Below are 7,123 nucleotides of genomic sequence, written 5' to 3'. Positions count from 1 at the left end.
GGGGGTGCCTGTCGCGGTCCAGCCGGTCAGGCCCGGTGGGGTGGTCTCCGGGGGCGGGCTGCTGCTCGGGGAGGCTCCTGCGGGCCGGCCGCCCGGACCCTCCGGCGGCGGGACCGACGCGGACGGGCTGCCGTGGCCGGTCCCGCCGGACGCGGACGCGGAGGCGGACAGGTCCGGGCTCGGGGACCCCGGCCGGTACGGCGGTGACCAGGACGGTGACCCCGACGGCGGCGCGGGCGACTGGGAGACGCGCCGGGTCGGGGTCGCCGGGTCGGCCGGGACCGTCGCGTCCGGCCCGCTCTGGAGCCGCACCGCGGCCACCGCGCCCGTCCCGGCGACCACGCACACGACACAGGCGGCGGTCGCGGCCAGATTGCGCCGGCGCCTGCGCAGCCCGCGCTCGGCGACCCGGGCGGCCGGCTGCGGCACCACGCGCCGCCCGCCGTCGTCCGCCGCCCGCTTCAGGGCCCGGGCCAGCGCCGGATCGCTCTCGGGGCCGTCGCCGGGCGGGGCCGGCCTGTTCTCAGACACCTTGCTCCTCCTCGGAGGTGAGGCGGGGCCGCAGCGCGGCGCGCGCACGGGAGAGATGCGTCTTCACGGTGCCGGTGGACAGACCGGTCTCGGCGGCCACCTGCTCGACGGTGAGATCGCAGACGTAGTGCAGGACGGCGACCCGCCGCTGGCGCTCGGAGAGCAGCCGCAGCGCGTCCACGAGGGCGACCGAGGAGGGGTCGGGGCCGAGTTCGGCCCCGGAACGGCCACCGCTGTGCAGCAGCCAGGCCTCACCGGCCCGCCTGCCGCGCCGCCAGCGGCTCACCGCGAGCCGCCAGGCGACGGTGCGGACCCACGCCTCGGGGCCGGCCTCGCGCAGCAGCTTCGCGCGGCGCCCCCAGGCCCGTACGAACGCCTCCTGGACGACGTCCTGCGCCTCGTGGAGATCGCCGGTCATGAGGTAGAGCTGCCCGACAAGCCGGGTGACCGAGTGAGCGTAGAACTCCTCGAACTCGTCGTCGGTCAAAGCGGCTCCCGTCGGCTGGACAGACCTGTCGGCGGACAGGTCTCACGGGATGTACGCCTGACGGCGGCCGTCCGGTTGACAGGCCGCCGTCATTTTTTCAGGAAGTTTCCCAGGTGGGGCTCAGAGCCCCGACCCGCCGGCCGTGCCGGCCGTGTCGTCCGTGTGGTTCGCGTACTCCTTGCGCAGCTCCTGCCACCGCCGGGACGACCAGGTCGTCCAGTCCTTGGGGCGGCCCGCCAGCGCGTCGGCCAGGAACTCGAAGTGGTTGTGCCAGCCCGCCAGGCAGTCCAGGTGCAGGGCGTCGTCGCCGGGGAACTCGTTGGTGAAGCGCAGCACCGTGACCGCGGGGCCCTCGGCCTCCAGATGGAAGCGGATCCGGCCGTGCAGGTCCACCGTGTACTCGGCGACCCGGTCGACGTCCCAGGCCGTGACATGGCCGTGGTGGATGCCCTCCGGCCCCGCGTTCAGCCAGCGCAGCGTCACCGCGCCGCCGAGCCGGGGCTCCAGGACGTCGGCCGCGCACAGCCACCCGGACAGGCCCTCGGGGGTGGCCACGGCCGCCCAGACCCGCTCCCGCGGGTGGGAGAGCGCGAGCTCGTAGCGGAGGAGCCGGGCGCCGTCGTGGGTCTCACCGGTGCCATGAGGGATCGCATCCGTCATGGCACCAGTGTCACCCGAACGGGCGCGCGGCGCCCGCGCACACCGTGGAGCGCGGGCGGACGCGGGGCTACACGCCCGCGTACGAGTGCTTGCCGTTCACGAAGATGTTGACGCCGTAGTAGTTGAAGAGCCAGCAGCCGAAGGCCAGCAGTGCCAGCGTGGCGGCCTTGCGGCCCTTCCAGCCCGCCGTGGCGCGCGCGTGCAGGTAGCAGGCGTACGCGACCCAGGTGATGAAGGACCAGACCTCCTTGGGGTCCCAGCCCCAGTAGCGGCCCCACGCGTCGCCGGCCCAGATCGCGCCCGCGATGATCGTGAACGTCCAGAGCGGGAAGACCGCCGCGTTGACGCGGTAGGCGAACTTGTCCAGCGAGGCCGCGGCGGGCAGCCGCTCCAGGACCGAGGTGGCGAAGGCGCCCGGCTTGCCGCCCTCGGCGAGCTTCGCCTCGTAGCGGTCGCGGAAGAGGTAGAGCACCGTGGCGACGGCGCCCACGTAGAAGACCGCGCCGCAGAAGATCGCGGTGGAGACGTGGATCCACAGCCAGTACGAGTGCAGGGCGGGCACCAGCTGGTCGCTGGCGGTGTACAGGACGGTGACCGCGAGACCGAGGTCGAGCAGGACCGAGGTGACCAGCGGCAGGCCGAGCCAGCGCACGTTCTTCTTCAGCGCGAGGAGCGTGAGGTACACGCCCACGGCGACCGTGGAGAAGGTGATGTTGAACTCGTACATGTTGCCCCACGGCGCCCGCTGCACGGACAGCGCGCGGGTGAGCACCCCACCGGCCTCGACGAGGAAGGCGAGGACGGTGAAGGACACCGCGATACGGCCGTAGAGGTCGCCCTTCACGTCTCCCGCCGCCGCGCCCGGGCCGTCCGGCACGTCACGGTTGCCGGCGGAGGAGCGGGTGACGACCTTGGGCCGCTCCAGGACGGCGGTGCCGCCGCCCTTCTTGGCGACCCGGACCTGCACCGTGCCCGCGCCGTCCTGTTCGGCCGCGTCGGCGGTGAGGGCCGCCGCGGTGCGGGCGACCTTGCTGCGGCTGCCGAGGATCCACTCGGCCATGTGCGCGAAGAAGGCCAGCAGATAGACCGCCATCGCCGAATAGATCAGGTAGTTGCTGGTGTGCGCCAGGCTCTCGTTGGTCGTGGCGGCGAGGATCACTTCTCGGCCCCTTCGGCTTCGGCGGGTTCTGCCACCTGGTCCCCGGCGGGTTCAGGTGCGGGATCAGGCGCGGTCGGCGCCTGCGGAATGAGCGTGACCGCGAGATCGGCCAGCTCCTCGGGGAGCTTCGCGGACTCGCTCCGCCCAAGCCCCGCCATCTCGACGACGGTGACGCCGTCCTTACCGGGCACGGCGCGGACCCACACCCGGCGCCGCTGGATGAACAGCGACCCGGCCAGGCCCGCGATCGCCAGGACCGAGCCGGTCAGGGCCAGGTCGTTGCCCGGCTGCTGGGAGATCTGGAAGCTCGCCCACTGCTTGATCTCCTTGTCGAAGGTGATCGACCCGGCGCCCTCGGGAAGGTCCAGGGTCTCACCGGGCAGCAGGGTCTTCTTGAGGACCTTGCCCTGGTCGTCCTTGAACGGCTTCATCTTGTCGGTGTCGAGCTGGTACACGTTCTGCGGCAGCCCGGAGTTGACGCCGAGGCTGCCGTGGTACGCGCCGACGTTGAGGACGGGGAAGTCCAGCGCCGGGAACTGGGAGAACATCGTCCCGTTGCCCTTGCCGCCGTAGGTCGGCACGAAGAACGCGGCGAAGCCGAGCTGGTCCCACTTGCCCTTGGCGTCGGTGTAGCCGTCGTACACCTTGATCGCGCCGCTGGAGGAGATGTTGTTGTCGATGGGCAGCAGCGGCACCGCGCCGTGGAAGACGACCTTGCCCCGGCCGTCCTTGACGGTGACGGTCGGCGCGTAGCCGTGGGCCAGGAGGTAGACCTTGGAGCCGTCCACCACCAGCGGCTTGTTGACCTCGATGGCCTTCTTCTGCGGCTTGCCGTCGGCGCCCTCGGAGTAGGTGACGTGCGCGACGAACTCGCGGGCGGTGCCGCGGTTGGGCCCGTTGCGCTCGTACGTGGCGTCGAAGCGGTCCAGGGTGAAGCTGAAGGGGGCGAGGTCGTCCGTCTTGAAGAGCGAGCCGGACTTGAAGTCGTCGTACTGGGTGAGGGTGTTGGAGAACCCGTCGCCCTGGACGATCAGCTTGCCGCCCTCGGACTTGAAGAGCTGGCCGACGGCGAACGCCACCAGGATCAGGATCAGCGAGACATGGAAGATCAGGTTCCCGGCCTCGCGGAGGTAGCCCTTCTCCGCCGCGACCGCGTCGCCCACCACCTGTGTACGGAAGCGGCGCTTCTTCAGCATCGCCGCCGCGGCCTCGCGCACCTGCTCGGGCTCGGCCTCGGTGCGCCAGGTGGTGTACGCGGGCAGCCGGGTCAGCAGCCGGGGCGCGGCCGGCGGCCGGCCGCGCAGCTGCCCGACGAACTGCCAGGTACGCGGGACGATGCAGCCGATCAGGGAGATGAACAGCAGGATGTAGATCGCGGAGAACCACACCGAGCTGTACACGTGGAACATGCCGAGCTTCTCGTAGACCGGCGAGATCGTGTCGTGCCGCTTCTGGAAGTCGGCGACCTTGAGCTCGTCCACATTGGTCTGCGGGATCAGCGAGCCGGGGATCGAGCCGAGGGAGAGCAGCAGCAGCAGGACGAGGGCGACCCGCATCGAGGTCAGCTGGCGCCAGAACCAGCGCACCCAGCCGAGCACACCGATGCCCACGGGGCCGTTCGACAGGTCCTCGGCCGGGGCCGTGGAGAGCTGGGAGCCGGCCGCGCCGAGGTCCCGCTCGTCGGCGGAGCGTTCCGCCGCCGTCCGGGGCGCCTCTTCGGGGGCCGTTTCGGTCTTGCTCATGTTCAGACACCCACCTGGAAGCCGTTGGACCACACCTGCACCTGCTGGATGAGCTCCGCCCAGGCCCCGGTGAGCAGCAGCAGACCGGTCGCGATCATCATCACGCCTCCGGTGCGCATCACCCACGCGTAGTGCCGCTTCACCCAGCCGAAGGCGCCGAGGGCCTTGCGGAAGGCGACCGCCGCCAAGACGAACGGCAGTCCGAGACCGACGCAGTAGGCGACGGTCAGTATGGCCCCGCGGCCCGCGCTCGCCTGGTCCATGGCCAGGACGTTCACCGAGGTGAGCGTCGGTCCCAGACACGGCGTCCAGCCGACGCCGAAGAGCGCGCCCAGCACCGGCGCCCCCGCGAGCCCGGTCACCGGCCGCTTGTGGAACCGGAACTCGCGCTGGGTGAGCCAGGGCATCAGGCCCATGAAGAAGACGCCCATCAGGATCATCAGCACGCCCAGGATCTTGGAGAGCGTGCCGTTGTAGTCCTGGAGCGTCTGGCCGAAGAAGCCGAACAGGGCCCCGCCGGAGACGAAGACCGCGGTGAACCCGAGGACGAACAGGCTCGCCCCGGCGACCATCCGGCCGCGCCTGGCCTCCGCGAGGTCGGTGCCGGTGACGCCCGTCACGTAACTGAGGTAGCCGGGCACCAGCGGCAGGACGCAGGGCGAGAAGAACGAGATCAGCCCGCCGAGCACGGCCACCGGAAGGGCGACGAGCAGGGCACCGCTGAGGACCGTGTCGTTCACGCCGGACGTCGACTGGGCGGCGGCCAGAGTCGGGTGCGCGGCGAGTACGGTCAGGGTCGCGTCCACGACATCACTTCTCCGCGATCAGCGGGTCGATCATCTGGTGGAGCTTCTTGTCGTCGAGCGCCATCAGCGCCCGCGCCGCGATCTTCCCGTCCTTGTCGAGCACGATCGTCGACGGAATGGCCTGCGGGTTCAGGCTTCCCTTGGGGAAGCGCAGGATCAGCTTGCCGATCGGGTCGTACAGGCTCGGGTAGTCCGCCTCGAATTGCTTCTCGAACGCGACAGCCGGGCCCTTGTCCGTGTCGCGGGTGTTTATCCCCACGAACTCGACGCCCTGCGCCCGGGTCTCCTTGGCGACCTTGCTGAGATAGGGCGCCTCGGCCCGGCAGGGCGCGCACCACGAGCCCCAGACGTTCAGCACGACGACCTTGCCCTTGAGGTCGGCGACGTCGAGCTGCTTGCCGTCGACGGTCTCCCCGGAGAGCTTGGGCGCGGCGTGCCGGCCGCTCTTGGCGACGGTGGAGATGCCGCCGGTGCCGGTGACGAACTTGGTGTCGCCCGAGCCGCCGGAGGTACCGCCGGAGCCGCACGAGGTGAGGGTCAGCGCACCGGTGGCCGCGACTGCCGTGACCAGCAGGAAGGCGCGGCGGCGTGGAAGGGCAGGACTCACGGACATGTGAAAAGTTTCGCATGACCGTTTGGGGGATCTTGGGCACCCCCCTGAGTGCCCGTAAAGACCCTTGTCAAGGCCGCCTAAAGAGCCGCGCCGCCCGGACCTCACGCCTGCTGGAGGAACGCGTTCCAGCCGCCGGTGGGCTTCTGGCCGACGCCCAGCTTCCGCAGCTTGGCGAGCACCTTCGGGTCCTGGACGTCGAGCCAGTCGCAGTACTGCCGGAAGGAGACCAGGCGTACGTCCTTCTTGCCGGCCATCCCCTTGAGCGCCTCCTCGACGGCGTCCATGTAGATGCCGCCGTTCCACTGCTCGAAGTGGTTGCCTATGTAGAAGGGCGCGCGATTGGTCTCGTACGCGCGCGTGAAGCCCTTGAGGTACGCCTCGGTGGCCTGCTTGCGCCAGCCCGGGTAGTTCGCCGGCGGCGCCTTGGTCGAGTTCTTCGACTGGTTGGCGAGGATGTTGTAGTCCATCGACAGGACCTCGAAGGAGTGCCCGGGGAACGGGATCGCCTGGAGCGGCAGGTCCCACAGGCCGTGCCGCTTGACCGGCCAGACCTGGGTGCCGCCCGGCGAGGAGGCGTCGTAGCGCCAGCCGAGCTTCTGCGCGGTGGGCAGCAGATGGTCCTGGCCGCGCAGACACGGGGTGCGCCCGCCGATGAGCTCGCGCTTGTAGTCGAAGGGCAGCGGGTCCTCGTCGGTCCAGCCGGTGTTCGTCTTCCAGTTGGTGACGAACGACATGGCCTGGTCGATCTCGCTCTGCCACTGGGCCGGGGTCCAGTTGGCGACGTCGCCGCGGCCGGAGCAGAAGTGCCCGTTGAAGTGCGTGCCTATCTCGTGGCCCTCGTTCCAGGCCCGGCGCACATTGGTCAGGGTCGCCTTGACGTGGTCGTCGGTGAGGTAGCCGATGTCCGAGGCGCCGACCTTGTTGTTCGGCGGGTGGTAGAGCCGCTTCTTGGACTCGGGCAGCAGATAGAGCCCGGAGAGGAAGAAGGTCATCGACGCGCCGTGGTCCTTGGCGAGGTCGAGGAAGCGCGGGAAGAGGCCGTTGCCGACCTCGCCGGCGCCGTCCCAGGAGAAGACGACGAACTGCGGCGGGGTCTGACCGGGTTCGAGGGGGACGGGCTTGGGG

Annotated in this window: 7 protein-coding genes and 1 pseudogene; all 8 read right to left on the bottom strand. The window is 70.6% G+C overall.

Annotation, left to right across the window (positions count from 1 at the left end):
* Positions 1 to 531, bottom strand: a pseudogene (locus ACJA3G_RS25610) (hypothetical protein); the annotation flags it as partial.
* On the bottom strand, positions 524 to 1,018 hold the full coding sequence (locus ACJA3G_RS25605; RefSeq protein WP_406555404.1) for a SigE family RNA polymerase sigma factor: 495 nt from the start codon (positions 1,016 to 1,018) through the stop codon (positions 524 to 526). The pseudogene ACJA3G_RS25610 and the gene ACJA3G_RS25605, both read right to left, overlap by 8 nt.
* Before the next feature lie 120 nt (positions 1,019 to 1,138).
* On the bottom strand, positions 1,139 to 1,678 hold the full coding sequence (locus ACJA3G_RS25600; protein ID WP_406555403.1) for an SRPBCC domain-containing protein: 540 nt from the start codon (positions 1,676 to 1,678) through the stop codon (positions 1,139 to 1,141).
* A 67-nt stretch (positions 1,679 to 1,745) separates the two neighbouring features.
* Positions 1,746 to 2,837: a c-type cytochrome biogenesis protein CcsB gene (gene ccsB / locus ACJA3G_RS25595; RefSeq protein WP_406555402.1), complete on the bottom strand. Its 1,092-nt coding sequence runs from the start codon at positions 2,835 to 2,837 to the stop codon at positions 1,746 to 1,748.
* Positions 2,834 to 4,579 (bottom strand): cytochrome c biogenesis protein ResB, encoded by a 1,746-nt coding sequence (locus ACJA3G_RS25590; RefSeq protein ID WP_406555401.1) that lies wholly within the window; start codon positions 4,577 to 4,579, stop codon positions 2,834 to 2,836. The genes ccsB and ACJA3G_RS25590 overlap by 4 nt, the downstream gene beginning before the upstream one ends.
* A 2-nt stretch (positions 4,580 to 4,581) precedes the next feature.
* The gene (locus ACJA3G_RS25585) at positions 4,582 to 5,373 is read right to left on the bottom strand and encodes a cytochrome c biogenesis CcdA family protein (protein WP_406555405.1); all 792 of its coding nucleotides are present in this window, start codon (positions 5,371 to 5,373) and stop codon (positions 4,582 to 4,584) included.
* Between the two features lie 16 nt (positions 5,374 to 5,389).
* Positions 5,390 to 5,998: a TlpA family protein disulfide reductase gene (locus tag ACJA3G_RS25580; protein ID WP_406555400.1), complete on the bottom strand. Its 609-nt coding sequence runs from the start codon at positions 5,996 to 5,998 to the stop codon at positions 5,390 to 5,392.
* 101 nt (positions 5,999 to 6,099) lie between these two features.
* Positions 6,100 to 7,123 (bottom strand): hypothetical protein (locus ACJA3G_RS25575; protein WP_406555399.1); only part of this gene is annotated, 1,024 nt, incomplete at its 5' end.

It is taken from the genome of Streptomyces sp. YS-3, from assembly GCF_045257485.1.
Taxonomy (GTDB): domain Bacteria; phylum Actinomycetota; class Actinomycetes; order Streptomycetales; family Streptomycetaceae; genus Streptomyces.
Note: the sequence above shows the minus strand (reverse complement) of the source record. Positions and strands in the feature narration are given on the sequence as shown.

Excerpts from the sequence above, each read along its gene's own strand:
- ACJA3G_RS25580 (WP_406555400.1), bottom strand. The coding sequence starts at position 5,998 with ATGTCCGTGAGTCCTGCCCTTCCACGCCGCCGCGCCTTCCTGCTGGTC.
- ACJA3G_RS25600 (WP_406555403.1), bottom strand. The coding sequence starts at position 1,678 with ATGACGGATGCGATCCCTCATGGCACCGGTGAGACCCACGACGGCGCC.
- ACJA3G_RS25590 (WP_406555401.1), bottom strand. The coding sequence starts at position 4,579 with ATGAGCAAGACCGAAACGGCCCCCGAAGAGGCGCCCCGGACGGCGGCG.